This is a genomic window from Vreelandella aquamarina (assembly GCF_900110265.1).
In the GTDB taxonomy this organism is placed as follows: domain Bacteria; phylum Pseudomonadota; class Gammaproteobacteria; order Pseudomonadales; family Halomonadaceae; genus Vreelandella; species Vreelandella aquamarina.
In genome coordinates this window covers 1-21,692 of the sequence record NZ_FODB01000002.1, presented here as the reverse complement: position 1 = coordinate 21,692, position 21,692 = coordinate 1, and the positions used below count along the sequence as shown (strand labels likewise).

Sequence of the window (21,692 nt, the reverse complement as noted above, 5' to 3'; positions counted from 1 at the left end):
GGAGAGGGATATGAAATACGGTAAAACGGAACGCATTAGTGGCATCGTGATACTGCTGGCGCTACTGGCCATCGTTGTCCCTTGGTTGATGAGCGACCCCGCACCTCGGGAAGAGCGCCCTCAGCCCACCTTTGTAATCGAACAGCCTGTGGATGTGGAGCGTCAAGATGTGCCCGTGCCTGACATGCCTGACACCATTGATACACCTGCACCGTCGTCACCTGTCCTTACCGATGAAGCGCTGGATGAGCCGATAGAGGAAATACCTCGAGCGCCACAAACAGATCAAGTAGCGAGCTCTAGTTCTGATGAAGGTTCATCGTCGCAAACCGCTGCTGCCGAGCCTAGCCAACAAGCGCCTTCGCAGCCCAGCCGTGAACCGGATTCTCCGCCGCAAGAAGACCCCATTGCCGCGCTGGTCGCAGCGAATGAGAGCCGTAATAGCAGTGCCTCCGTAGCACCCTCTGCTCAGCAGCAGGGTGAGTGGGCAGTCCAGGTGGGCAGCTTTGGTGATACCGCCAACGCCCAGCGTATTAGCGACCAGCTAAGCGGTGAAGGTTTTAGCGTGTTTCAGCGCGCCCGTGATAACAATCTGACTACTGTATTAGTAGGCCCTTACGCCACGTCTGAGGATGGTGAGGCAGCGATGGCGCTTATCAAACAGCGTATTAATGTGCAGGGTCTGCTTGTTCGAGTAAGAGATTAACGATGGCATTGACCTGGATTGATGCGCTGTTTTTAGCCGTTCTTGGGCTTTCGATGCTGGCGGGCTTTGTGCGCGGTTTCGTGCGCGAGTCGCTTGGCTTAGCTGCTTGGGTCGTTGCGTTAATGGTCGCACGTGTTTTGGCGGAGCCCGTTGCAGAGTTAATGAGCGGCTTTATTGAGAGCTTTGATGCACGCTTAGTGCTGGCATTTGCTCTGGTGATTTTTGCCGTCATTCTGTTATGTGGCATTGTTATTCGCGTGGTGCATGCGGCCGTTGAATGGGTTGGCATGGGGTTGTTGAATCGATTTGCAGGTGCTGCCTTTGGGATAGCCCGCGGGGCGGTGATTCTGCTAGTGGCTACGGTGTTGATTACCCTAACGCCGCTGGCTGAGCTCCAGGCTTGGCAGCAAGCATCGTTACGGCCAACCTTTATTGAGCTTCGCGATTGGGCGGTCAGCCAGCTAGACCAATGGGAGCGGGAGCTGCCGACACCGCCTGAGTCGCTGCGCGATATTTCGCTACCTGAACTGCGTCGCCCACAGCCGACGCTACCCTCCAGCAGCGCCCCTGAGGTTGAGTAACGGGAACTGCCAGAAAATTCTCCGCTGGTGCTGCTTCCAGCGCCAGTGCTTGTCAGTTTGATGAACGTACGGGCTTGCGTCAGTAAGCCATGGTATTAAAGCGAGGTAACTGGAATGTGCGGTATAGTGGGCCTTCTGGCCAAGCAGGCAGTAAATCAGGGAATCTACGATGCCCTGACCGTACTTCAGCATCGGGGCCAAGACGCTGCCGGAATGATGACTTGGAACGAGGGGCGCTTCCTACTGCGCAAGAGTAACGGCTTAGTTCGTGACGTCTTCCATACTCGCCACATGGCACGCCTGAAAGGCAACCTGGGCATTGGTCATGTTCGCTATCCGACAGCTGGCTCCTCCAGTGAGGCAGAATCACAGCCTTTCTACGTTAACTCTCCTTACGGCATTGCGCTGGCCCACAACGGTAACCTGACCAACTCAGAGCAGTTGAAGCAGGAGCTGTTCTCCACGGATCTTCGCCACATCAATACCAGCTCTGACTCGGAAGTGCTGCTGAATGTGTTCGCCCATGAATTGGGCAAGCAGGGGCTGCATCTAGAAGCTGAGGATATTTTCGATGCGGTTCGTAGAGTGCACCGGCGCTGCAAAGGCGGCTACGCGGCGGTCGCGATTATTAATGGGTTTGGTATGGTGGCGTTCCGTGACCCCCACGGCATTCGTCCGGTGGTGTTTGGTACCCGTCAGGATGCTGATGGCCAAGAGGTGATGATTGCCTCTGAGTCGGTGGCGCTGGACGTGGGGGGCTTCGAGCTGGAACGCGACCTTGGCCCCGGCGAAGCGATTTTTGTTGATATGCAGGGGCAAGTACACACCCAGGTATGTGCAGATCGCCCACAGCTACGCTCGTGCATTTTTGAGCATGTTTATCTGGCGCGTCCTGACTCTATCCTGGACGGTGCTTACGTTTACGGCACGCGGATGCAGATGGGTCGTAAGCTGGGTGATCGCATCTTGAGCGAGTGGCCGGATCACGATATCGATGTGGTTATTCCAATTCCCGATACCTCGCGTACTTCCGCTCTAGAGATGGCTCAGCATCTCGGCGTGACCTACCGCGAAGGCTTTATGAAGAACCGCTACATTGGCCGTACCTTTATTATGCCGGGTCAAACCCAGCGTAAAAAATCGGTACGCCAAAAGCTGAACGCCATTGATGTGGAGTTCAAAGGCAAGAATGTACTGCTAGTGGATGACTCCATCGTACGAGGTACCACCTGCAAACAGATTATTCAGATGGCGCGAGATGCTGGTGCGCGTAAGGTTTACTTTGCCTCTGCCGCGCCGCCCGTTCGCTACCCCAACGTTTATGGGATTGATATGCCTGCGGCGTCTGAGCTGATCGCCCATGGTCGTACTGAAGAGGAAGTTGGGCAGCTGATCGGTGCCGACCGCATCTTCTATCAGGATCTGGAAGATCTAAAAGACGCCTGCCGCGAAGTAAATCCTGACATGGAAGCCTTCGACTGTTCAGTATTTGACGGTAACTACGTCACTGGCGACATTGACGATGCGTATTTGGCCGTCTTGGAAGCCAGCCGTAACGATGCAGTAAAAGATCAGAGCGCGGGTGACCACGCGCTGGTCGATATGCATAATCAAGACGACGATCTGGACGATTAAGTGTCACGCTACCTGCGGTGCCCAAGTGGCCCGCAGGAGAAATGTGTATGTGGTGCAATAATTAGCATTTTGAAATCGCGTTTGGAATAAGGGGCTCTGCCATGCACGAAGATAGCCATCAGGATGAGTGGTCGCTTGAGACGCTTGCTATTCGCGCGGGCCACCACCGCACGTTTGAGCAGGAGCACTCGGAACCCATTTTTCCCACATCAAGCTTTGTGTACGAGAGTGCTGCCGAGGCGGCACGCAAGTTTGGTGGTAAAGAGCCAGGCAATGTTTACTCGCGCTTTACGAACCCTACCGTACATACTTTCGAGCGCCGTCTAGCGGCGCTTGAAGGTGGTGAACGCTGCGTGGCGACTAGCTCTGGCATGTCAGCCATTCTCTCAACGGCGCTGGCACTGCTTTCAGCAGGCGATGAGATTGTGGCGTCTCGTTCGCTATTTGGCTCCACGGTCAGCCTGTTTGATAAGTATCTGGGCAAGTTCGGTATCACAACGCGCTATGTGGAGCTTTCCAACTTGGCCGCGTGGGAAGAGACGATCAGCCCTAAGACTAAGCTGCTGTTTGCTGAAACGCCTTCAAACCCGCTTTCCGAAGTGGCGGATATCCCTGCGCTGGCGGCGCTCGCCAAGCGTAGCGGTGCACTGCTCGCCATTGATAACTGCTTTTTGACCCCCGCACTGCAAAAGCCTATCGCGCTAGGTGCGGACTTGGTCATTCACTCTGCCACGAAATATCTGGATGGTCAGGGACGCGCAGTAGGCGGAGCCGTGGTAGGCAAGCATGACGTGATGGAAGAAGTTTTTGGTGTCGTGCGCACCTGTGGACCTTGCATGAGCCCGTTTAATGCGTGGATTTTCACCAAAGGCTTGGAAACCCTCTCACTGCGTATGAAAGCGCACTGTGAAAACGCACTGGCACTGGCGCTCTGGCTAGATCAGCATCCGGCCGTCAATCGCGTCTACTACAGCGGGCTGGAAGCACATCCTCAACATGTGTTAGCGAAACAGCAGCAGCAGGGCTTTGGTGCGGTGCTCGGTTTTGAGGTGAAAGGTGGGCAAGAGGGCGCTTGGCAGGTCATTGATGCCACGCGGATGCTTTCCATTACCGGGAACTTAGGTGATGTAAAAACCACTATTACTCATCCGGCAACCACCACGCATGGCCGTCTCTCGGACGCACAGAAAGCGGCGGCAGGCATTTCGCCGGGCTTGGTTCGTGTGGCCGTTGGGCTTGAAAGTCAGGAAGATATTCAGCGTGACTTGGCACGAGGCCTAGATGTACTAGCCGCCCAGTAAGGAACATTGGTTCAAGCTAAATAAAAAACCCACCGTGAGGTGGGTTTTTGTCATCTAAGGAGCTAAGCGTTTCTGCGTTGGACAGCAGCGCTTACCTGTCTTAGGAGGCGTTGCGATGCGGCAGGTCAGACTGCGCAATCTGGTCATTGTTGCTGTTTGAGTGACGCGCTTCAGAGCTAGGCTCGATAACGGTGTTTTTAGCAGCATCACCGTTTACACGCGTCAGATCAGCGGGCGTCAGGTTTAAGCTTTCTGTGCTGTGGTTCACAGAAGAGCTGGCCTGAACGATTTCATTGAGCTCAGCAGAGCCTTGTTCGGCTAGAGCCGCTGTAGAGGTCAATGTTAGGGCGATAGCGGAAATAAGGGTCAATTTTTTCATGGGTCATACTCTCTATAGATAGTGGATTCGTTTAAAAGCGTTGTGATGTGTCGTGTCAGAAAGTGCGCTAATAATAAGTGCGCTAAACAAATAGTAAAATTGATTAAAATTGCTGGGTTTGTTCGATTTTTTAAACTTTCGTCTAAGATGCTAGGCTTGGAACATGTCGTGGAGAATTTGTGAAGAAGCATCAGAGTCATTAGCGACATAACCAATGGTTTTTACGAACGATGTATTCTGCTTTTTTCAGCAGAGTTTTTGCCGGTGAAACGGTATGCTCATTACGAAACGAGCGGGCAGACCCTTGCGGGCAGTTTTATATGGGGAATCAAGGATGTTGCGGAACACACGCAGCGGTTGGGGTGTCATTAGTATTCTTTTTCACTGGCTCAGTGCCCTGGCGATCATTGGGTTGTTTATTTTGGGCTGGTGGATGACCGGATTGGGTTATTACGATCCTTGGTATAACCAAGGCCCCTGGGTTCATCGCTCGATAGGTATTTTGTTACTACTGGCGACCGTAGGCCGCTTAATATGGCGTTTTGCTCAGCCCACGCCTGCGGGAGAAGGCAGCCGCTTAGAGCAAGCTGCTGCTCACCTGGGCCATATAGCGCTTTATGTACTATTACTGCTTGTGCTGACCAGTGGCTATTTGATTTCCACAGCGAATGGCCGCGGTATTAGCGTGTTTGGATGGTTTGAGATTCCTGCGGTGCTGTACGATCTGCCGAATCAGGCAAGCCTTGCGGGGGAGGTTCATTGGTATAGCGCGATTGCGCTAATGCTGTTGGCGGGTGGTCATGCCCTGGCAGCGTTAGTACATCACTACCGGTATCGTCATACAACGCTGAGTCGGATGGTAAACCCCCGCTATAGCCGAACCAGCCTCTGATTGCTGGGTGACAATTTTTGAACGCTGTCGGGTAAGGTAGAGGCAATGCCGACAGTGCCCATAAAGGAAAGAAAGGAGATGGAAATAATGATGAAGAAAAGCGTAATGGCAGTAGCCGTAGCGGCAGCGGCGATGGTTCCTTTGAGCCAAGCACAGGCAGCGGACTACCAGATTGATACGGAAGGCCAGCACGCCTTCGTTCAATTCAAAATTAACCACCTGGGCTTCTCCTACATCCTGGGCAGCTTTGAAGAGTTTGACGGCCAGTTCTCTTACGATGCTGACGATCTGGACGCTTCTTCTGTCGAAATGGAAGTTCAAATTGATAGTCTGACCAGTAATCATGCTGAGCGTGACCGTCACATCTTGAGTGGTGACTTCCTGAATGCCAGCGAATTCCCCACGGCGACGTTTACTTCTACCGGTTTTGAATCTACCGGCGACAATGAAGGCGTTGTGACCGGTGAGCTAACGCTGCATGGTCAGACTCAAGTGATCGAAATGCCGGTAACCCTGATGGGCGAAGGTGAAGACCCCTGGGGCAATTACCGTGCAGGTTTTGAAGGCAGCACGATGCTTACCCTCGGCGATTTCGGTATTAACATGAGCGATTTCCCGGAAGTTATGCACGAAGTTGAGCTGTACGTGACGTTTGAAGGTATTCGCCAGTAAGCGATACGGTTTAAAAACGCCGCCACCCTAACGGGTGGTGGCGTTTTTTTGCGTTTAGTATTCCTACATTTATGATGTTAAGGAGTCAGTTTTTGGCAGCTGTCATGCAACAACGCGAGTTGGCGATAACCCTATGGCGGCAAACGTGGCCGATGGCCATTGGTGTGCTGGCGCTATTGGGTTTTCAGCTTGTGGATAGTGCGTTTATCGCACGTTTAGGCACTGCGCCGCTGGCGGCTCAGTCGTTTACCTTTCCTCTGTCGTTTTTGATCATTGGTATACAGGTGGGAATGGGCATTGCCATCGCCGCGCTGATTTCCAGAGCATTAGGAGCAGGAGAGCAGGCGAGGGCCAAGCGGCTCTCAAGTCTAGTGCTGATTGCTGGTGGGGCGGTGATTGCCGTACTGGCAGTGGCGTTATGGCTGCTTCAGGTGCCGCTCTTTCAGCTGTTGGGGGCGGACGAAACGGCGCTGACGTATATTCGTACCTACTGGGGGCCTCAGCTATTTTCTGCCTGGTTAGGGGCGCTGCTTTACTTTATGTATAGCGTTTTTCGTGCTAACGGTGATACACGCATGCCCGGCAAGATGATGGTGCTCAGTAGCCTGATCAACCTAGCACTCGATCCGCTGTTTATTTTTGGTGTAGGTGGCTGGGAAGGTTGGGGGCTTCCGGGGGCAGCGTGGGCGACTGCCGTGGCGTTTTCCGTTGGGCTGTTGCTAACAGGGGCTAAATTGCGGCGCTGTCAGTGGGCGACAATGGATGATATTGGGCAAGAAGCTGTGCGCTCATGGCGGCCTTTTACAGGCATTGCCGCTCCCGCGATGGTCAGCCAGTTAATGCCGCCGCTGGCGGCAATGCTTGCCATTGCCGCAGTGGCGGGCTTAGGCGACACCCAAGTAGCGGCGTGGGGGTTAGCGAGTCGCCTTGAGACGCTATCGCTCATGGTGATTTTAGCGATGACCATGTCGTTGCCCCCTTGGCTGGGGCGCTGTTATGGCGCGGGGGATTGGGGGCAAATTCAGCAGCTTATGCGTCTAGCATTAAAAGTGGCCGTGATCTGGCAGCTAAGCCTTGGCGTGCTGCTGGCGTTAGCGTCGCCGTGGGTGGCCATGGCCTTGGCGGGCAATCCAGAGGTGCAGAGTGAACTTGCTCTGCTGATTCGCTTTATGCTGCCAAGCTACGCAGCACTTGGTGTCTGTATGCTGGTCGTATCGGCCGGTAATGCGCTGGGGTGGCCGCTTAGGGCAATGCTGCTTTCCAGTGCGCGGCTGTTTATCTGCTACTTGCCCTGTTTATGGCTAGGGGCAGCGCTATTTGGCTGGACGGGCCTCGCTGCTGGTGCAGCTATCGGCAACCTACTGGCCGGGCTAACGGCGTGGGTCTTGCTGAAGCGTATCCTCTCCCGCCCGCATCGGCAGGCGGGAGCGTCAGGCTAGCTTAGCGTTTATAGGGGGCTTCTTGGAACGAGAAGTACGTAAACAGCAGGGCCATGGCTAAGTAGCCCATCACAAATTCCGGCGCGGCGTTAAAAGCGAGTTTGGGCGCATGCATTAAGCCGACAAACGAGAAGCCTGCGGCTATCACAGCAAACGCGGCTGCTCGTCGGAATTGGCGACGAACGCGCAATTGTACACAACATTTGCCAAGGGGATTGATAATCTTATGGCTTTTCGAAATAGCCAGTTGTTACCAACAAAAACGCCCAGGCGCTTGGCCTGGGCGTGGATAGGGTATGCCGTTGGTTAGTCGTTAACCGAAGCAATGGCTTTGGCGAGGTAGGGCAGATTTTCATGGGAGAAGCCTGCCACGTTCGCGCGGCCAGAGCGCACCATATATATGCCGAACTCGTCGCGCAGACGATCTACCTGTTCGGGCGTGAGGCCGGTGTAAGAGAACATACCGCGCTGCTCGGCAACGCAGGCGTACTTCTCATCGAGACCGTAAGGCTTCAGCGCATCAACGAAGTCACGACGCAGCGTGTTGATCCGGTCACGCATTTCGGTCAGCTCTTCGCGCCACATGGCAGAAAGCTCTGCATCATGCAAAATCTCGCTGACAATCGCACCGCCGTGGGCTGGCGGGTTAGAGTAGTTTTCACGGGCCACAATAGCCACCTGGGAGCGAACGTTCTCCATCTGCTCTGCGTCTTTAGCGACCAGAATTAAGCAGCCTGTGCGCTCACAGTAAATGCCAAAGTTCTTGGAGCAGGAACTGGTGATGATCACTTCATCCAGGTTTTCAGCTAGCAGGCGAACGCCATAGGCGTCTTCATCAAGGCCTTCACCGAAACCTTGGTAAGCGAAGTCGACGAGTGGCAACAAATGGCGCTCTTTCAGTACCGCCAGCACTTCTTGCCACTGCTGTTGAGAAAGATCAAAACCGGTCGGGTTGTGGCAGCAGGCATGCAATACCACTACATCGCCTTCGGGGATCTTTTTCAGCGCGGCCAACATACCATCAAAATCTAAACGGTTGTCGGCATCTACATAGGGGTACTTATGCAGTTCAATGCCGGCAGCGGTGAAAATACCGTGGTGGTTCGGCCAAGTGGGGTCGCTGACCCAAATGCCTTTACCTGGCAGTTGGCTGGCAATAAAGTCGGCTGCCAGACGTAAGGCACCGGTGCCGCCAGGGGACTGGGTAGCGCTGGCGCGGTTGGCTTTTAGCACCGCAGAGTCAGCGCCCAATACCATCGGCAGAACGACATTGCCATAAGCGGGTGCACCGTGGGAGCCAATGTAGGTTTTGGTGGTTTCATTCTTGAGCAGGCGAGCTTCTGCTTCCTTGACGGCGCGCATGACCGGCGTGTTGCCAGCGGCGTCGCGGTATACACCAACACCAAGGTCCACTTTCTGCGGGTTGGTATCTTTTTTGAAAGCTTCGATCAGCCCGAGAATGGCATCTCCAGGGACTCGCTCAATTTGCTCAAACATTTATTCGGCTACCTCGTCGGTTCTGGCGGCAAGAATGAAGTCATTAAGATGCAGGCCGTTTATTTTATGAGACCACCACGTCACCGTGGTTTTGCCCCACTCGGTCACCAATACTGGGTGATGGCCAGCCTGCTCTGCGACATCACCAACACGCTGGCTAAACGCTAGCGCATCAGCAAAATTACGAAACGTAAATTGTCTCGTCAGCTTCATGATGCCATCGTGCTCGATAATCTGCCACTCTGGAAGCGCCTTAAGATGCGCTTGGCATGCGTCATAAGAGAGCGGTATAGCGCTACCGCTGCAGGGTTCGCACTGCGACTGAGCAAGAGATGTCATAGTGTTAGTCTCCAGGGTTGACTTATCTATCAGGGTAGAAGGCAGACACAGTCACGACCAACATCCTTTGCACTATATAACGCTCGATCGGCCCGTTCGATCAGGCTCACCAGTGGCTCTCCGCAACGATATTCAGCCACGCCAATGCTGAGTGTGACGTTACCCTGGCCAATGCCAAAATCGTAGTCTGCAATGGTGTGGCGTAAACGGTCGGCAAGCTTATGGCATTGCTGCAGCGAGGTAAGCGGCAGCACTACCATAAACTCTTCACCTCCTAGCCTTGCCACCATATCTTCACAGCGAAGCAGTGACTGCGTCACATCGGCTAGCTGTGCCAGAACGCTATCACCTTGTAGATGACCCCAGCGGTCGTTGAGCCGTTTGAAGTGGTCGATGTCGATCATCATAATCGAAAGCGGCGTACCGTGGCGTGTGCTCAGCGATGTGAGGTGGGTTAATTGCCCCATCAGTTTGCGCCGATTAGGTAGGCCGGTCAGCGGGTCGGTATCGCTTAGTTTGCGCAAGCGAAGCTCTTCCAGCACTTGGTCAGTAATATCCAGCATAATGCCGTTCCAGCGTACCCCCGTCTCCATTGGCTCGGGGTTAGCGCTAACGGCGATCCAGTGCGGTTTTGCTTTAGGAAAGGGCAGCCTGAAACGCGTATTTAACGGCAGCATCCAGCGCGCGGAGCGCTCAATGGCTGACATCACCTTAGGGTGATCATCACCTGTCAACTGTTCGATTAGTTGGCTTGCATTGGTCGCTAGCTGCTGTCTGTCAACATAAGCAAGTGCCATGCCGCCGCCCTCTAGGTAAGGGAAGTGCATATGGCCGCTATGGGAGCGATAGAATTGAAAAAGCACCCCAGGGATATGTGGAACTAAGGTATCAGCACTTTGAGGTATGGCTACAGGAGGTACAGGTGCATCATTCACGGGCATGCGTGAATCTCCAATTTTATACCTGTTGTAATTTAGCCGTGAAGATTAGCGGTAAAATCGTAAACAATATGTAAGCTTTTGCTGACAATTCATCTTTTTTAATATTTTTTGGTAATTAAAAATCTCTCATCTATTCCATTTTTGTTGTTTTGCCGTAAAAATGACAAAGGTTGGGGCGGATTATGCTTTTTATTCTTTTTTGAAATATTAAAAAATAATTTAATTCTATTTGGTGGTCGCTTTGGTTACGCAGAAATTACACACGGGCGCCGTTACGGCAACAGCATCTGAAGCGGCGCCGCGTTCCCAGGGGCGCGTTAGCTTGGTAGGGGCTGGCCCAGGAGACCCTGATTTATTAACGTTAAAGGCTTACAAACGACTTTTGAGTGCGGAAGTCGTGCTGTATGACCGCTTGGTTAGCGATGAAATTTTGGCACTGTTACCCGCAGAGACCGCGCGCCACTACGTGGGCAAAGCGCGCTCCTCCCATAGCGTCCCGCAGGAGGATATCAATCAATCGCTGGTAGAGTGGGCTAGGCAAGGAAAGCAGGTGGTACGCCTGAAAGGCGGTGATCCATTTATTTTTGGGCGCGGTGGTGAAGAGCTTGAAACGCTGGTCGCCGCTAATGTGCCCGTTGAGGTAGTGCCTGGCATTACCGCCGCTTCCGGATGTGCAGCTTATGCGGGCATTCCGTTGACGCATCGCGACCATGCGCAGTCGGTGCGGTTTGTGACCGGACATCTTCAGCATGGCGAATTTACCCTAGATTGGCCCACCTTAGCTCAGCCTGGCCAAACGCTGGTGTTTTATATGGGGTTGAGCAATCTCACGTTGATCTGTCAGGAGCTGATTGCTCATGGTTTAAACCCAGCAACACCTCTTGCACTGATTGAGCAAGGCACTACACAACAGCAACGAACCCACATAGGCACACTACAGCATTTGCCGGATGGCTTTTTAGCAGGTGACATTAAGCCACCCACGCTGTTAATAATTGGTAGCGTGGTATCGCTGCACCGGACGCTTTCATGGTTTGAGACTGATAGCGGAACAGCAGTTGGTTTTTCAGAGGGTAAGCATGCGCGTTTAACAGATGGTTGAGCGTTTTGAGAGCCAAGCCGGGTGGCGTTATGTAATTGTCTGTGTATGCTAGTAAAGAGCACTTTTAAAAAACGATCATTCACTTATCGTGCTACTTGCCACTAACGCTGCTAACGCCAGTAGCCAAGCAAAAAGAGGGGCGCAGCATGTCAGAAGAAAACCGTTCAGATCAGTACACGCCAGGCCACAAGCCGGATATGAAAACGCTGTTTAAGGATAACCGGGTCAAAGGTATTGCCGGTATTGCAGCCATTGCGGTGATCTGGGCCATTATGGCGCAATCCAATTCAGGCACCCACCAGGAGCGTGTAGAGGCGCTTGAAGGGCAGCTCGCCAGCGTTGAGCAAGAGAATACTGAGCTCAGCCAGCGCCTGTCGGAAGTAGAGCAGGCCGAAACTGATTTGACCGCGATGCGCGATGAAATGGCGTCTTTAGAGCAGCAGCAAGCAGAGGCAACCGCCAGCCTTGAGTCTGCTCAGGGAGATGTCAGCAGCGTACAGTCTCGTCTTGAAGAGTTAGAAAGCCAGCGTGAAACGCTGCAGCAGGAAGTCACTGCTTTGGAAGAGCAGCTTGCCAGCACCGCAAGCGAGTTGCAGTCGCTTCGTGAAGAGCGTGAGCAAGTGGTAAGTGAGCGCGATGAGGCGGAGGCGTCGCTTCAGCAGGTTGAAGAAGCTCGTCAAAGTGCCGAGGACGCTCGTCAGCAGGCAGAGTCTGCTCGTCAGGAAGCTGAAGAGCAGCGTCAGCAAGCTGTTGAAGAGCTAGGCGCCGCTGAAACCAAGCTAAGCGATCTTGAAGCCCAAGTGACGGATGCCAATGAGCGCTTAGCGACGCTTGAAGAGGAAATTGCTGCCCAGGAGAGCGAGCTGCAAACCTTGCAGGATGAGCGCGATAACGTGGTTGAAGAGCGTGACTCGCTGCAATCAGAAGTGGACTCTTTAACTCAGCTGCGCGAAGAAGAGCAGCAAAGCCTAGAGCAGGTTCGCACTGAAATGGACGACCTGATGGTGGCACTGGATATCGGTCGCGATGAAGTGGCTAAGGTCGAGAGCGATATCGAAACCCGTGAAGAGCAGCTAGCACGTTTAGAAGCGCAGTTGAGCGAGTGGCGCGATGAACTCTCTGCGCTGGATGAGCGTTTAAACGTAGAAGATGCTGCCTCTGGTGAGGTGCCCAGCCTAACGGGTGAACAGCAAAACCAACAAGATCAGCAAAATCAGGAAGGCCAGGACCAAGAAGATAGCGCTGGTGATGACAACAATGCAGAGAGCGAAGATGCCCAAGCGGCTGAAGAGAGCCAGCCAAGCAGCAACTAAGCACGGCGCCGTGGCTTCCGGGGGTTGATAACTCCTTTAGCGGATGTGGGGTGGTTTCCCACATCCGCTTTTGTTTGTTGGTTTAGAAATAGACCGCTGAGGAGTATCATTCACGCCATGTTCACGATAAACAAACAACGGGAGTGCCATTGATGGATGGTGTAAAACATATTGTGGCAGTGGCATCCGGCAAAGGTGGCGTTGGTAAATCCACCGTGACCGTCAATTTAGCGCTGGCGTTGTCTGCACAGGGCTATCGTGTAGGCGTTTTGGATGCAGATATTTATGGCCCCAGCCAGGCACAAATGCTGGGTGTAGAAGAGGGTGTGCGTCCTCAGGCGGCGGCAGATAATAAGTTTCTGCCGTTGGAAGCCCACGGTATTCAGGCCATGTCGATGGCGTTTATGGTTAACACGCGGGATGCCATGGTGTGGCGTGGCCCGATGGTGGTGGGTGCGTTTCAACAGATGCTGACCCAAACTCAGTGGGATAACCTGGATTTTCTGCTGATCGATATGCCGCCGGGCACGGGTGACATCCAGCTAACGCTGGCGCAGAAAGTGCCGGTATCTGGTGCTGTGATCGTCACGACACCACAGGACATCGCGCTATTGGATGCCCGTAAAGGCATCGAAATGTTCCGCAAAGTGAACGTGCCAGTGCTGGGCGTGGTGGAGAACATGAGCCTGTACCACTGCGAGAAGTGCGGCCATGAAGCCGCTATTTTTGGCACTGGCGGTGGCGATCGTATTGCAGAGGAGTACGACACTACCGTGTTGGGACGTTTGCCGCTGACCCTGTCGATTCGCGAGCTGGCAGATTCTGGACGCCCAAGCGTGGTTTCCGAGCCAGACAGTGCCGTTAGCCGTACCTTTGCCGAGATTGCCAGCCAAGTAGCGCAGTCCGTCAGTGCTAGCCAAAGCGGCGGCCCTACGATTTCTTTTAGCGAGTGATGAAGTAACCGATGAGCATTAAATCAGACAAGTGGATTCGCCGGATGGCGCAAAGCGATGCCATGATCGAGCCTTTCGAGGCAGAGCAGGTACGCTATGTGAACGACCAGCGGGTGATCTCCTATGGCACTTCCAGCTACGGCTACGATGTACGCTGCGCCGATGAGTTTAAGGTATTTACCAACATTCACTCGGCGATTGTTGACCCTAAAGCCTTCGACGACAAAAGCTTTGTCGATGTGAAGGGCGATGTTTGCATCATTCCGCCAAACTCTTTTGCGCTGGCGCGGACGGTGGAGTATTTCCGCATTCCGCGTAATGTGCTGACCATTTGTCTGGGCAAATCCACCTACGCGCGCTGTGGCATCATCGTCAACGTGACGCCGCTGGAGCCTGAGTGGGAAGGACACGTGACGCTGGAATTCTCCAACACCACCAACCTGCCCGCGAAGATCTATGCCCATGAAGGCGTCGCCCAGATGCTCTTCCTGGAGTCGGATGAGGTGTGTGAAACCTCTTATAAAGATAGGGGTGGTAAGTACATGGGCCAACGTGGCGTGACGTTGCCGCGTACCTAATACGCCTTCTGTGCTACTAAAAAAGCCTTGCCGCATCACTGCGGCAAGGCTTTTTTTAACGGCGGCTCTTCTGAGAAATTAGGCGTCGTCGATCTCTTCATCCAGCTCTTCAGCGGCATCCGCATGGGAGAGGCGCATGCCGTACGGCGGAAGCGGGTGGCCGTCCATGGTGGCACCCTCTGCGTTGTACTGCAGGCGTCCTTCCAGGAACCACTGCACCGCAATCGGGAAGATCAGGTGCTCGCGCGCGTGGACTTTCTCCTTTAGCGTCTCCACCGTGTCATCTGGGTTAACCTGCAGCTCCGCTTGCAGCACAACGGGACCGCCATCGAGCTCTTCAGTGACAAAGTGTACGCTGCAGCCGTGGTGCGAGGCGCCATCAGCTAATGCGCGTGCATGGGTGTTCAAGCCCTGGTAAGCCGGCAGCAGTGAGGGGTGAATATTAAGCATCCGCCCCAAGAAACGCTGTACAAAACGCGGTGTTAGAATGCGCATAAAGCCCGCTAGAACGATAACGTCTGGCTCGTGGCGTTCTATTACCTTGATCAGCGCGCCATCGTAAGCATCGCGGCTATCATATTCACGATGGGGAAGTACTACCGCTTCGATGCCAGCTTCATGGGCACGTTTCAAGCCATAGGCATCGGGCTCGTTGGAGATCACTGCAACGATCTCACCGCCCAAGCGGTCATGCTGCTGAGCATCAATGAGCGCCTGTAGATTACTGCCGCTGCCAGAGATCAGTACCACCACGCGGCGTGCGCCCACAGGATCAGGCGTCATGCCGTTTAGGGTGTCGCTGCTGTAGTCGGTGCTGCTCATGCGTTGTGGCTCGCTTGGGCGTGGTCGAGTACGACCGCCTCGTCCTGGCGATGAATAATCTGACCGATTTGATAAACGGTCTCGCCCTGGGCCTCAAGGTGCGCTTTAGCGTTCGCTGCCTGATCTGCGGGCACCACGATGACCATACCAATACCGCAGTTCAGTACGCGGTGCATTTCGGTTTCGTTGACGTTGCCTTTGGCCTGCAGCCAGTTGAACACTTCAGGGCGCTGCCAGCTGGTGAGATCAATGTGCGCTGCCAGGGTGTCTGGTAGAACGCGGGGGATATTTTCCAGCAGGCCGCCGCCAGTAATGTGCGAAAGGGCATGTACGGGGATGTCGGTGCCGCGCATCATGGAGAGCAGTGATTTTACATAGATGCGCGTAGGGGCCATCAAGGCATCGCCTAGTGGCTTGCCGTCAACGGTTTCTTCCAGGGAAGCATTGCTGACTTCAAGAATTTTACGAATCAGCGAGTAGCCATTGGAGTGGGGGCCAGAGGAGGCCAGACCGAGCAGCACATCGCCTTCGGCCACCTTGCTGCCGTCGAGAATCTCTGACTTTTCTACGACGCCAACGCAGAAGCCGGCCAGGTCGTAGTCGCTGCCTTCGTACATGCCGGGCATTTCTGCGGTTTCACCACCTACCAGTGCACAGCCTGCTAGCTCGCAGCCAGCGCCAATACCGGTCACTACGTCGGCAGCAATATCCACATCTAGTTTGCCCGTGGCATAGTAGTCCAGGAAAAGTAGCGGCTCGGCACCCGCCACGATCAAGTCATTCACACACATGGCTACCAGGTCGATGCCGATAGTGTCATGCTTGCCAAGATCCATTGCCAGACGCAGTTTAGTGCCCACCCCGTCTGTGCCTGAGACGAGTACCGGCTGTTTATAACCCGCGGGCAGCTCGCACAGTGCGCCGAAACCGCCAAGGCCACCCATCACTTCAGGGCGTGATGTGCGCTTGGCAACGTGCTTGATACGATCAACAAGGGCGTTGCCGGCATCAATATCGACGCCTGCGTCTTTGTAGCTGAGAGAGGGAGTAGCCTGGGAGGGAGAGGTCTCGGTCATGACAGGTCCTGTGAAGCCTATGCAAAGCTGCAATGCGATTGTGCTGGCAAGTAGCCAGTGCCGGAGCAATAACGGGGTGCGATTGTATCACTCAGCGACGTAAGTCGCATCGATGTAACGTGTTATCAGGTGCGCTGCGGGCAACTTTTGTTACTATTCAAGCATTACCGCTGACCGTATATCCAGGAAGGAGCGTGGAATGAGAAACTCAAGGTGGGGAGTTGCGCTACTTGTCGCGCTGGTTGGCACGGTTTACTTTCTCGATGCAGTACTGATGCCCTTTATTGCTGGGTTGATATTGGCGTACTTGGCCGACCCATTGACCAATTATTTCCAACGCCTGGGAATGAAGCGTGTTTGGGCAGTCAGCAGCGTGTTTTTAGTCCTGATGATTGTTCTGGCGCTGAGCTTACTTATTCTTATTCCGCTGGTGGTACAACAGATTAAGCAACTGGGCGAAGCGCTCCCGGGCGTGCTTAACTGGATTGAAGGCGTATTGGCTCCACAGGTGCAAGAGTGGACGGGCTATGACCTCGCCTCCGAGCTGAGCAATGTACGTGAAACGCTGGTTGAAAACTGGCGTGATGCGGGTAGTTACGTTGCCCAGGCGTTAGGCCAGATTGGCCGCTCGGGCATGGCGTTTGTCTCTTGGGTCACCTATGTAGCGCTGATTCCTGTGGTGACGTTTTATTTGCTGCTGGATTGGGAGCGCATGCTTAACAATATGGCGAATCTAGTACCCCGCCAGTGGGTGGACGATACGTTTCGCTTGGCACGTCGCTGTGATGAGGTATTAGCCTCGTTTTTACGCGGTCAACTGCTGGTCATGCTTTGCTTGGGTATTATCTACGCAGTGGGTTTAACCCTGTTGGGGCTTAACTTTGGCCTGCTGATTGGTGTGCTCTCTGGGCTAGTGAGCATCGTGCCATTTTTAGGTTTTATCGTCGGGCTAGTAATTGCTCTGGTGGTGGCACTGTTTCAGTTTGATACGTGGTGGGCGCTATTAGGCGTCATTGCCGTGTTTGGTCTGGGGCAAGTGGCTGAAAGCGTGGTGCTGCAGCCGAAGCTATTAGGCGATAAGATTGGTCTGCATCCGGTAGCAGTTATTTTTGCCGTACTGGCGGGTGGGCATCTCTTTGGTTTAACTGGGGTGTTGTTAGCGCTTCCGGCGGCGGCGGTGATTATGGTGCTGCTGCGAGAAGTAAAAGATCGTTATAAAAATAGTGCGCTGTATGATGCACGGTCAGAACCATTAGAACAGCAAACACAGCATGATGAGCTGGGTCGCGACGACAAAAGGGAGTCATCATGAGCCGAGTACCGGCACAGCTACCGCTTGGGGTAGGGTTGCGCGACGATGCTACGTTTAATAATTACTACGCATCCAGTGCCAATGCTTCGTTGGTAGACCACTTAAGCCATCAGCTAATGCCTGGCTCAGAGCCGTTTCTTTATCTATGGGGCGCGCCGGGCAGTGGCCGTAGCCATCTTTTGCAAGCGGCCTGCCATGCGGCCTCTGATCAAGACAAACGAGCGCTCTATTTACCTCTGGCTGATTTAGGTCATTTCCCCCCGCTGATGCTAGAGGATATTGAGCGTCTTGATTTAGTCGCGATTGATGACCTTGAGTATGTGATAGGCCGTAAGCGCTGGGAGGAAGCGCTATTTCACGCGTTTAATCGCTTACGGGATGCGGGCAAAGCATTACTGATTGCCGCCAATAAGCCTCCACGCCACTTGGAAGTAGCCCTACCGGATTTGGCATCGCGTCTTGCCTGGGGGGTAACGTTTCACCTACATCCTATGGATGATATTGATCGCTTGGCCGCCTTAAAGCTGCGTGCGAATGTCCGCGGGATGCAACTACCGGATGACGTTGGGCGCTACATTATGCATCGTGGCCCAAGGGAGTTAGGGGAGCTGTGTCGAGCGCTGGAAACGTTGGATCAAGCGTCACTCTCTGCGAAACGCAAACTCACCATTCCTTTCGTGAAATCCGCGCTTAATTGGTAAAACGCCCCTGCCAGAGAACTGGCAAGGGCGTCATCTAGCCGCTTTTAAGTTGCTGAATCGCTTTCGCGATCAGTTCAGCATTAGGCAGTTTTGCTCATTTTGCTGGCAGTCGCTTGTGCCTGCTTAACGTTATCTTCCGTCAGCTTTTGGCTCTTCTGCAAGAAGTCCTGCTGCAGTGATACCACTTTGTCTGCATCACCTTTGACGCGCTCAGCCAGCTCTTTGGCTACTTTCTGCTGGCTTTCCATGTAGCTGCGCAGGCCCTCAGCGTCTTTAACGCTCATCAGCTGGCGCATTTGTGCAATGCCGGTATCAACATAGGCTTTGTTAGCGTCTAGCTGAGCGTTTAGCAGTTTTTCAGAATAGTCGATGCTGAGGCTCATGTAGGCACGTGCCGGAGCCATAAACAGGTTATCGAACTGCTGAGTCATTTCATTGGTGTTAAAGGTACGCATAATCAACACTCCTGTGCCATTGCTAAGGTCTGTGGGCTGCTAAGCTAAACCCAAGACGATTCGTTTATCAGCGACGGCGAGCTAAGGAATGCACCGTTACTGATCTGGGTTATCTTGCATTGCAGCATAGCAAGCGGTTTTGTGCAGCGCAACAATTTGGGCAAAATAAACCTTGAAAACGCGCCCAGCCAGCTTGGTGGTTTACCAAACCGTGCGGGGTGGCTAGGCTGAAGCGTAGAGAGAATCGTTATCAATGAAGTGGTGTTAGTTCAAATGCCGCTGATGACTTAACAGGAGTGTGGAATGGATACGCGTATTGAACGAGATAGCATGGGAGAGCTTGAGGTACCGGCAAAGGCGCTTTACGGTGCCCAAACCCAGCGTGCCATTAATAATTTTCCCGTCTCAGGCACGCCCATGCCGGTGGCATTTGTGCATGCCGTGGCACGCATTAAGCTAGCGGCTGCTCGTAGCAATCACCAGCTAGGTCTATTGGATGCCGAGCGCGCGCAGGCTATCGAAAAAGCCGCACAAGCGGTGATTGATGGCCAGCATGACGACCATTTCCCCATTGACGTTTTCCAGACTGGCTCGGGCACCTCCACCAATATGAACGTGAATGAGGTGCTGGCGACGTTGGCTAGCCGTGAAGGAGTCGAGGTGGCGCCCAACGATCACGTTAATATGGGCCAATCCAGTAACGATGTGATCCCGACGGCGATCCACCTCTCCGCCGCTATCGCCGTGAATGAGTCACTGAAGCCTGCATTAGTCGCGCTACAAGCGACCATTGATCGCCGTGCTGACGAACTCAGCCATGTCGTTAAAACCGGGCGTACCCATTTGATGGACGCTATGCCTTTGCGGATGGATCAAGAGTTAGGGGCGTGGTCTAGTCAGGTGGGGCAAGCCATTGAGCGGTTTGACAGTGCGATGGTGCGGTTATGCCGCCTTGCCCAGGGTGGAACTGCAGTGGGTACGGGGATTAACGCGCCGGAGGGCTTTGCTGACTTAATGGCGAAAGAACTGAGCCAACAAACGGGCCTCTCTTTTGTTCCTAACGATAGCTTTTTTGCCAGCTTGGCTTCGCAAGACGCTGCGGTGGAATTATCCGGCCAGCTGAAAGGCTTCGCCTGCGTGGTGATGAAGATCGCCAACGACCTACGTTGGATGAACTCGGGGCCGCTGGCCGGGCTGGGTGAAATTGAGCTTGAAGCGCTGCAGCCGGGTAGCTCTATTATGCCGGGCAAAGTCAACCCGGTGATTCCCGAGTCGGCAGCACAGGCGGCGGCGCAGGTGATGGGGTTAGATACGGCGATCACAGTGGCGGGGCAGAGCGGCAATTTCCAGCTTAACGTTATGCTGCCGCTGGTGGCGTCTAATCTGCTCACGTCAATTACTCTGATGAGTAATACCGCCAAGCTGTTGGCTGAGCGTGCTATCGCAACTTTCAAAGTGCGTGAAGATAACCTGCAGGTGCCGCTGGCGCGTAACCCGATTTTGGTGACCGCGCTGAACAGTGTGATTGGCTACAACGCGGCCGCCGCGATTGCTAAAAAGGCATATCAAGGAGGACGGCCGATTATCGATGTCGCGGAAGAGGAAACGGACCTGGACCGCGCCACCCTAGAGCGCCTGCTTGATCCCACTGTATTAACGCAAGGCGGTGTGCCCGAGTAACCTATTCCATCCTATGCCTAGCGATTGGGTAAAACGGTTAAGTTTGCTGCGTCTCCGTTTTGCCCTTTTCAATGGTTTCGCTGGCTTCCTGGCGCTCTTCTTGACTGGCTTCTGGTGTTTCATGCTCGTTCTGGCGAGTAGGGCGATAGCAGAGTGTGGCCAGAATAGGGAAATGGTCAGACCCAAAGGCATCCAAGCGCTGCATGCTGTCCAGCGTAAAGTGCTCACTGACAAAGACGTGATCTAACGGCCAGCGCAGGACCGGGTAGTTAGCGTGAAACGTGCTGAACATGCCCCGGCCACGACGAGGGTCAAGCATGCCGCTGATGCGGCAGAAGCGTTGGGTGGTGCGCGACCAAGCAACATCGTTTAGATCGCCTGCGACCAGAGTGGCAGAAGGGTGGCGATGAATTTCCTTACCAACTAACAGTAGTTCAGCATCGCGCCAGAGCGACTTCTCGCTTTCACTGGGTGCTGGCGGACGCGGGTGAAGAGCGTATAGGCGGATTCGGTCGCCGCTTTCCAGCGTGACATAGGTACGGATAGAGGGAATGTCATCCTGAATCAGCCACTTTACCTCGGTCTCGCTGAGGGTTAGTCGCGAGTACATATGCATGCCATAAAGATTATCGAGCGGTATTTTGACGCTATTGGGCCACTTATCCTCTAACGCTTGATCTAGTTGATCCTGCCACCACTGGTCTGACTCCAGCGTTAGCACAATATCGGGCTGGTATTGCTCAATCATACTGAGCAGTTTATCCGCCTGGCGATTCGGAGTAAGCACATTGGCGATCAGCAGGGTGATTTTTTGATTGCTTGGCGCCTCATGGGTCGATTTCACTTGAACGGGCCAGAGACGCGTCCAAGGGATGATGTAACGCAGCTGTATCAGCAGGGTAAGCAGCGATAAGCCTGTCGATGCCATTCGCCATTTACCTGGCTCCAGCAGCATCCAGCTTGCTAGCGCACATACCCCAGCGAGTAAGGCAATCTGCAGGCGTGGAAACTCAAAACTGCGTATCCACCACCAGCGCAATCTTATGCGAGCAATTAACGTGGAAAGTAGCAGTAAAACGGCGATGCATCCTAGCAAAGGCCCTAGCAAAACCTACCTCCTTATTTCACGGGCGATCAGTATTAATCTATGTCCAGCTTAGTCCTTAGGTTTGATAAGTGCCGACATTATTCATAGAAACAGCGATAAGGTACTCGTTGGTAAGGGTGTGAAGAATAAAAACTACTTGCAATTCAGCTATGAAGCCGTAGAATACGCATCCGTTGCACAGCAGGACCATAGCTCAGTTGGTTAGAGCGC

At 53.8% G+C, this 21,692-nt stretch carries 22 protein-coding genes and 1 pseudogene; 14 read left to right on the top strand and 9 right to left on the bottom strand.

The window, feature by feature from the left end; all coding sequences use genetic code 11:
* The first annotated feature begins 10 nt into the window (after positions 1-10).
* The 4 genes from BMY49_RS00795 to BMY49_RS00780 all read left to right on the top strand — a co-directional run bounded on the left by BMY49_RS00795 (position 11) and on the right by BMY49_RS00780 (position 4,223).
* Positions 11-706, top strand: coding sequence for an SPOR domain-containing protein (locus tag BMY49_RS00795; RefSeq protein ID WP_054640834.1), 696 nt, complete (start codon positions 11-13; stop codon positions 704-706).
* 2 nt (positions 707-708) lie between these two features.
* Positions 709-1,287 carry a CvpA family protein gene (locus BMY49_RS00790; protein WP_044628328.1) on the top strand — a complete coding sequence of 193 codons (579 nt, stop codon included), beginning with the start codon at positions 709-711 and terminating at the stop codon, positions 1,285-1,287.
* A 114-nt stretch (positions 1,288-1,401) separates the two neighbouring features.
* Complete coding sequence (purF, locus tag BMY49_RS00785) at positions 1,402-2,922, top strand: amidophosphoribosyltransferase (RefSeq protein WP_044628327.1); 1,521 nt, start codon at positions 1,402-1,404, stop codon at positions 2,920-2,922.
* A gap of 101 nt (positions 2,923-3,023) precedes the next feature.
* Complete coding sequence (locus BMY49_RS00780; RefSeq protein ID WP_089674521.1) at positions 3,024-4,223, top strand: O-succinylhomoserine sulfhydrylase; 1,200 nt, start codon at positions 3,024-3,026, stop codon at positions 4,221-4,223.
* 100 nt (positions 4,224-4,323) lie between these two features.
* Here BMY49_RS00780 and BMY49_RS00775 read toward each other — a convergent pair whose 3' ends face one another.
* Positions 4,324-4,602 (bottom strand): LolA-like protein, encoded by a 279-nt coding sequence (locus BMY49_RS00775; protein ID WP_044628325.1) that lies wholly within the window; start codon positions 4,600-4,602, stop codon positions 4,324-4,326.
* A 334-nt stretch (positions 4,603-4,936) separates the two neighbouring features.
* On the opposite strand from BMY49_RS00775, the gene BMY49_RS00770 reads away from it, so the two are divergent.
* From BMY49_RS00770 to BMY49_RS00760, 3 genes are all read left to right on the top strand, one after another.
* The gene (locus BMY49_RS00770) at positions 4,937-5,494 is read left to right on the top strand and encodes a cytochrome b (protein ID WP_062360409.1); all 558 of its coding nucleotides are present in this window, start codon (positions 4,937-4,939) and stop codon (positions 5,492-5,494) included.
* A gap of 87 nt (positions 5,495-5,581) precedes the next feature.
* Positions 5,582-6,166: a YceI family protein gene (locus tag BMY49_RS00765; RefSeq protein WP_044628323.1), complete on the top strand. Its 585-nt coding sequence runs from the start codon at positions 5,582-5,584 to the stop codon at positions 6,164-6,166.
* A 104-nt stretch (positions 6,167-6,270) separates the two neighbouring features.
* Positions 6,271-7,605, top strand: a complete 1,335-nt coding sequence (locus BMY49_RS00760) for an MATE family efflux transporter (protein ID WP_167359348.1) — start codon at positions 6,271-6,273, stop codon at positions 7,603-7,605.
* A gap of 1 nt (position 7,606) precedes the next feature.
* Here the strand turns inward: BMY49_RS00760 and BMY49_RS00755 are convergent.
* From BMY49_RS00755 to BMY49_RS00740, 4 genes and pseudogenes are all read right to left on the bottom strand, one after another.
* A pseudogene (locus BMY49_RS00755) lies at positions 7,607-7,789 on the bottom strand (NCS2 family permease); the annotation flags it as partial.
* A gap of 122 nt (positions 7,790-7,911) precedes the next feature.
* Positions 7,912-9,102, bottom strand: coding sequence for an amino acid aminotransferase (locus BMY49_RS00750; RefSeq protein WP_044628321.1), 1,191 nt, complete (start codon positions 9,100-9,102; stop codon positions 7,912-7,914).
* Entirely contained in the window at positions 9,103-9,441 is a 339-nt protein-coding gene (locus BMY49_RS00745; protein WP_044628320.1) for a 4a-hydroxytetrahydrobiopterin dehydratase, read from the bottom strand.
* Between the two features lie 29 nt (positions 9,442-9,470).
* Positions 9,471-10,382 carry a GGDEF domain-containing protein gene (locus BMY49_RS00740; RefSeq protein ID WP_089674515.1) on the bottom strand — a complete coding sequence of 304 codons (912 nt, stop codon included), beginning with the start codon at positions 10,380-10,382 and terminating at the stop codon, positions 9,471-9,473.
* A 241-nt stretch (positions 10,383-10,623) separates the two neighbouring features.
* On the opposite strand from BMY49_RS00740, the gene cobA reads away from it, so the two are divergent.
* The 4 genes from cobA (at position 10,624) to dcd (ending at position 14,328) form a co-directional block, all read left to right on the top strand.
* Positions 10,624-11,484, top strand: a complete 861-nt coding sequence (gene cobA, locus BMY49_RS00735; protein ID WP_089674513.1) for a uroporphyrinogen-III C-methyltransferase — start codon at positions 10,624-10,626, stop codon at positions 11,482-11,484.
* Between the two features lie 146 nt (positions 11,485-11,630).
* On the top strand, positions 11,631-12,797 hold the full coding sequence (locus BMY49_RS00730; RefSeq protein WP_062375074.1) for a coiled-coil domain-containing protein: 1,167 nt from the start codon (positions 11,631-11,633) through the stop codon (positions 12,795-12,797).
* A gap of 152 nt (positions 12,798-12,949) precedes the next feature.
* Positions 12,950-13,750, top strand: a complete 801-nt coding sequence (apbC, locus tag BMY49_RS00725) for an iron-sulfur cluster carrier protein ApbC (RefSeq protein ID WP_052509914.1) — start codon at positions 12,950-12,952, stop codon at positions 13,748-13,750.
* Positions 13,751-13,761: 11 nt separating this feature from the next.
* Entirely contained in the window at positions 13,762-14,328 is a 567-nt protein-coding gene (gene dcd / locus BMY49_RS00720) for a dCTP deaminase (protein ID WP_044628317.1), read from the top strand.
* Between the two features lie 78 nt (positions 14,329-14,406).
* Here dcd and purN read toward each other — a convergent pair whose 3' ends face one another.
* Positions 14,407-15,150: a phosphoribosylglycinamide formyltransferase gene (purN, locus tag BMY49_RS00715; RefSeq protein ID WP_044628316.1), complete on the bottom strand. Its 744-nt coding sequence runs from the start codon at positions 15,148-15,150 to the stop codon at positions 14,407-14,409.
* Positions 15,147-16,226: a phosphoribosylformylglycinamidine cyclo-ligase gene (gene purM / locus BMY49_RS00710; protein WP_044628315.1), complete on the bottom strand. Its 1,080-nt coding sequence runs from the start codon at positions 16,224-16,226 to the stop codon at positions 15,147-15,149. Before purM ends, purN begins: the two co-directional genes overlap by 4 nt.
* A 199-nt stretch (positions 16,227-16,425) precedes the next feature.
* Between purM and BMY49_RS00705 the strand changes: the two genes are divergently transcribed.
* Positions 16,426-17,538, top strand: a complete 1,113-nt coding sequence (locus BMY49_RS00705; RefSeq protein ID WP_089674511.1) for an AI-2E family transporter — start codon at positions 16,426-16,428, stop codon at positions 17,536-17,538.
* Positions 17,535-18,239, top strand: coding sequence for a DnaA regulatory inactivator Hda (gene hda / locus BMY49_RS00700; RefSeq protein WP_089674509.1), 705 nt, complete (start codon positions 17,535-17,537; stop codon positions 18,237-18,239). The genes BMY49_RS00705 and hda overlap by 4 nt, the downstream gene beginning before the upstream one ends.
* Before the next feature lie 80 nt (positions 18,240-18,319).
* On the opposite strand, the gene BMY49_RS00695 is transcribed toward hda, so the two are convergent.
* Positions 18,320-18,694: a phasin family protein gene (locus tag BMY49_RS00695; RefSeq protein ID WP_089674507.1), complete on the bottom strand. Its 375-nt coding sequence runs from the start codon at positions 18,692-18,694 to the stop codon at positions 18,320-18,322.
* A 303-nt stretch (positions 18,695-18,997) separates the two neighbouring features.
* On the opposite strand from BMY49_RS00695, the gene BMY49_RS00690 reads away from it, so the two are divergent.
* Positions 18,998-20,374, top strand: a complete 1,377-nt coding sequence (locus tag BMY49_RS00690; protein ID WP_089674505.1) for a class II fumarate hydratase — start codon at positions 18,998-19,000, stop codon at positions 20,372-20,374.
* A 37-nt stretch (positions 20,375-20,411) separates the two neighbouring features.
* Here the strand turns inward: BMY49_RS00690 and BMY49_RS00685 are convergent, their stop codons facing one another.
* Positions 20,412-21,482, bottom strand: coding sequence for an endonuclease/exonuclease/phosphatase family protein (locus BMY49_RS00685; RefSeq protein WP_089674504.1), 1,071 nt, complete (start codon positions 21,480-21,482; stop codon positions 20,412-20,414).
* Between the last annotated feature and the right edge of the window lie 210 nt (positions 21,483-21,692).

Bases quoted from the DNA above. Each gene is read 5' to 3' on its own strand.
- BMY49_RS00730 (WP_062375074.1), top strand. From the start codon at position 11,631: ATGTCAGAAGAAAACCGTTCAGATCAGTACACGCCAGGCCACAAGCCG.
- BMY49_RS00780 (WP_089674521.1), top strand. From the start codon at position 3,024: ATGCACGAAGATAGCCATCAGGATGAGTGGTCGCTTGAGACGCTTGCT.
- hda (WP_089674509.1), top strand. From the start codon at position 17,535: ATGAGCCGAGTACCGGCACAGCTACCGCTTGGGGTAGGGTTGCGCGAC.
- apbC (WP_052509914.1), top strand. From the start codon at position 12,950: ATGGATGGTGTAAAACATATTGTGGCAGTGGCATCCGGCAAAGGTGGC.
- BMY49_RS00795 (WP_054640834.1), top strand. From the start codon at position 11: ATGAAATACGGTAAAACGGAACGCATTAGTGGCATCGTGATACTGCTG.
- purF (WP_044628327.1), top strand. From the start codon at position 1,402: ATGTGCGGTATAGTGGGCCTTCTGGCCAAGCAGGCAGTAAATCAGGGA.
- dcd (WP_044628317.1), top strand. From the start codon at position 13,762: ATGAGCATTAAATCAGACAAGTGGATTCGCCGGATGGCGCAAAGCGAT.
- BMY49_RS00770 (WP_062360409.1), top strand. From the start codon at position 4,937: ATGTTGCGGAACACACGCAGCGGTTGGGGTGTCATTAGTATTCTTTTT.
- BMY49_RS00775 (WP_044628325.1), bottom strand. From the start codon at position 4,602: ATGAAAAAATTGACCCTTATTTCCGCTATCGCCCTAACATTGACCTCT.
- BMY49_RS00790 (WP_044628328.1), top strand. From the start codon at position 709: ATGGCATTGACCTGGATTGATGCGCTGTTTTTAGCCGTTCTTGGGCTT.
- purN (WP_044628316.1), bottom strand. From the start codon at position 15,150: ATGAGCAGCACCGACTACAGCAGCGACACCCTAAACGGCATGACGCCT.
- BMY49_RS00740 (WP_089674515.1), bottom strand. From the start codon at position 10,382: ATGCCCGTGAATGATGCACCTGTACCTCCTGTAGCCATACCTCAAAGT.
- purM (WP_044628315.1), bottom strand. From the start codon at position 16,226: ATGACCGAGACCTCTCCCTCCCAGGCTACTCCCTCTCTCAGCTACAAA.
- BMY49_RS00750 (WP_044628321.1), bottom strand. From the start codon at position 9,102: ATGTTTGAGCAAATTGAGCGAGTCCCTGGAGATGCCATTCTCGGGCTG.
- BMY49_RS00690 (WP_089674505.1), top strand. From the start codon at position 18,998: ATGGATACGCGTATTGAACGAGATAGCATGGGAGAGCTTGAGGTACCG.
- BMY49_RS00705 (WP_089674511.1), top strand. From the start codon at position 16,426: ATGAGAAACTCAAGGTGGGGAGTTGCGCTACTTGTCGCGCTGGTTGGC.
- BMY49_RS00765 (WP_044628323.1), top strand. From the start codon at position 5,582: ATGATGAAGAAAAGCGTAATGGCAGTAGCCGTAGCGGCAGCGGCGATG.
- BMY49_RS00745 (WP_044628320.1), bottom strand. From the start codon at position 9,441: ATGACATCTCTTGCTCAGTCGCAGTGCGAACCCTGCAGCGGTAGCGCT.
- BMY49_RS00695 (WP_089674507.1), bottom strand. From the start codon at position 18,694: ATGCGTACCTTTAACACCAATGAAATGACTCAGCAGTTCGATAACCTG.
- BMY49_RS00760 (WP_167359348.1), top strand. From the start codon at position 6,271: ATGCAACAACGCGAGTTGGCGATAACCCTATGGCGGCAAACGTGGCCG.